The sequence below is a fragment of the Candidatus Benthicola sp. genome (genome assembly GCF_058719085.1).
In genome coordinates this window covers 1-2,552 of record NZ_JBZQEK010000180.1, presented here as the reverse complement: position 1 = coordinate 2,552, position 2,552 = coordinate 1, and the positions used below count along the sequence as shown (strand labels likewise).

4 protein-coding genes are annotated in these 2,552 nt (G+C 67.9%); all 4 read left to right on the top strand.

Annotated features, from left to right (window positions below; translation table 11 throughout):
* Positions 1–731 (top strand): sigma-54 interaction domain-containing protein (locus AC36XV_RS12895; protein ID WP_492204094.1); only part of this gene is annotated, 731 nt, incomplete at its 5' end.
* Entirely contained in the window at positions 728–1,282 is a 555-nt protein-coding gene (locus AC36XV_RS12890; protein WP_492204093.1) for an archaemetzincin family Zn-dependent metalloprotease, read from the top strand. The genes AC36XV_RS12895 and AC36XV_RS12890, both read left to right, overlap by 4 nt.
* Before the next feature lie 118 nt (positions 1,283–1,400).
* A complete protein-coding gene (locus AC36XV_RS12885; RefSeq protein WP_492204092.1) occupies positions 1,401–1,862 on the top strand; it encodes an EVE domain-containing protein in 462 nt (153 codons plus the stop codon).
* Positions 1,859–2,552: gluzincin family metallopeptidase (locus tag AC36XV_RS12880; protein WP_492204091.1), on the top strand; the 694-nt coding region annotated here is incomplete at its 3' end. The genes AC36XV_RS12885 and AC36XV_RS12880, both read left to right, overlap by 4 nt.

Below are 2,552 nucleotides of genomic sequence, written 5' to 3'. Positions count from 1 at the left end.
TCCCGGAGACGCTGCTCGAGAGCGAGCTGTTCGGGCACGAGAAGGGCGCATTCACGGGGGCACACTATCGCCGGAAGGGCAAGATCGAGCTGGCGAATGGCGGGACCCTGTTCCTCGACGAGATCGGGGAGATCCCGGCGCGAATGCAGGTGGACCTGCTGCGGGTGCTCGAGTCCCATCGCTTCAACCGCCTGGGTGGCGCCCAGGAGATCGAGTCCGACTTCCGCCTCGTGTGCGCCACGAACCGAGACCTCGACGCGCTGGTGCAGGAGGGAGCGTTCCGGGAGGACCTGTATTACCGGATCCACGTGTTCACCATCGACCTGCCGCCGCTGCGGGAGCGCCGTGAGGACATCCCGCAGCTCGTGGAGTACTTCGTGGAGAGGTTCGCCCGGTCGATGGGCAAACCGCCGAAGAAGCTGACGGAGGAAGCCGAGGAACTGCTCACGGGGTACGACTGGCCCGGGAACGTGCGCGAGCTCGAGAACGCGGTCGAGCGGGCGATGGTCGTCGGTCGCTCGGGGAGCATTCAGCCGGAGGACCTGCCGGTGCGGCTCGAAAGGAACGCGGTCCGTCCGCAGGATCGGTCCCTCGAGGCACTCGAGAGCGAGCACATCGCGCGCGTGCTTCGAGAAGAGAGCGGAAACGTCTCCCAGGCGGCGCGCGTGCTCGGAATCGACAGGGGAACGCTCTACAACAAGATCAAGAAGTACGGGATCCGGCCGGGGTGAAGGAGACCATCCTCCTCGCCCTGCTCAACGGGTTCCGACCGGCATGGTCCGAGGAACTCCGGCAGCGGGTCGGGGCCGCTACCGGTCACTTCGTGCGGCTGGACTCGCTCAGGATCGACGTGACCCCGTTCTACGCCCCGGAGCGTGGGCAGTACCACGCGACCCTCCTGCTGGCGGAGCTCCTCAAGCATCGCCCGGCCGGCAGGGGGCGCATCGTGGGGCTCACCGAGGTGGACCTCTACATCCCGGTGCTCACGTTCGTATTCGGCCAGGCACAGCTCGGCGGTCCGGGCGCGGTCGTCTCGACGATGCGCCTGCATCCCGAGTACTACGGGCTCCCCCCCGACGAGGGCCTCCTCACGGACCGTGCGGTGAAGGAGGTCGTGCACGAGCTGGGGCACGGATTCGGGCTCGTCCACTGCCCGGACTATGCCTGCGTAATGGCCTCGTCCGCGTATGTCGAGGGAGTGGATCTGAAGCAGGAGGTCTACTGCCGCGATTGTCTCCTTCAGCTGGAGGACGACGCCTGCGAGCGCTCCGCCGCGCTCTGAGATCCGACCGCGGCGGACGCACGGGTTGCGGGCGGGCCCGGGCGACATATCCTCAGCCGGTCCGCGCTCGGAGCGCGTGTTGCCCGGCGATCGACATTCCACCAACCGGAGATCGGCAATGTCGCGACACTGGCTGATGAAGTCCGAGCCGGGATCGTACTCCCTGGATGATCTCGAGCGGGACGGGGTCACGTGCTGGGAGGGAGTCCGCAACTACCAGGCGCGGAACCTGATGAGAGAAATGAAGGAAGGGGACCTCGTTCTGTTCTACCACTCGAACGCGGATCCGCCGGGCGCGGCGGGGATCGCCCGGGTCGCCCGGGAAGCGTACCCCGATCACTTCTCGTGGGACCCGGAGAGCCGCTACCACGACCCGAAGTCGAGCCCGGACGAGCCCCGCTGGTGGATGGTCGACGTCGAGTTCTCGGAACGCTTCGCCCGCTTCGTGCCGCTCGCTGACCTGAAGGCGAATCCCGCGCTCGCGGACATGCTTGTCACCGGCCGGAGCCGGCTGTCGGTCCAGCCGGTCGAGGCCGCCGATTTCGAGACCGTGGTCCACATGGGGAGGGGCGTGGAGTGACGGATCTGAATCGCTGGGACCTGACGCCGATCTATTCCGGCCAGGAGGCCTGGGAGAAAGCCCTGGAACTGCTCGGGTCCGCTCCGCGTGCGGTGGCCGGCTTCCGCGGACGTCTCGCGGAGGGGCCGGACTCGCTGGAAGCCTGTCTCGACACGTACTACGAGGCGCTGAAGCGCTTCTACCGGGTCTCGAGCTACGCCTCGATGCGTTTCCACGAGGACACTCGCGTCGGGGAGACGGCCGAGATGGAACAGCGGGCGCGGCTCGCGGGCACCGCCCTGGCGGAGGCCGCGAGCTTTATCGACCCGGAGATCCTCGAGATCGGGGAGGAGACGGTCCGGGAGTGGGTCGAGGCGTATCCGGGCCTCGCCGTCTACGCACACGTCCTGGACGACACCCTCCGGAGATCCTCGCATACCCTCACGCCCGGCGAGGAGGCGGTCATCGCCACGGCGGGACTCGTGACCGACGCACCGTACTCGGTCTACGGCATGCTGGCGAACGCGGACCTCCCGTGGCCGACGGTGACCCTGTCGGACGGCACCGAGACCCGTCTGGACCAGGCCGCCTACACGCGACTCCGGACGACGCGGCTCCGGCAGGACAGGGAAGAGGTGTTCCGGGCGTTCTGGGGAGCGTGGGGAGGCTACGCTCGCACGTTCGGAGCGATGCTGTACGCCCAGGTGAAGC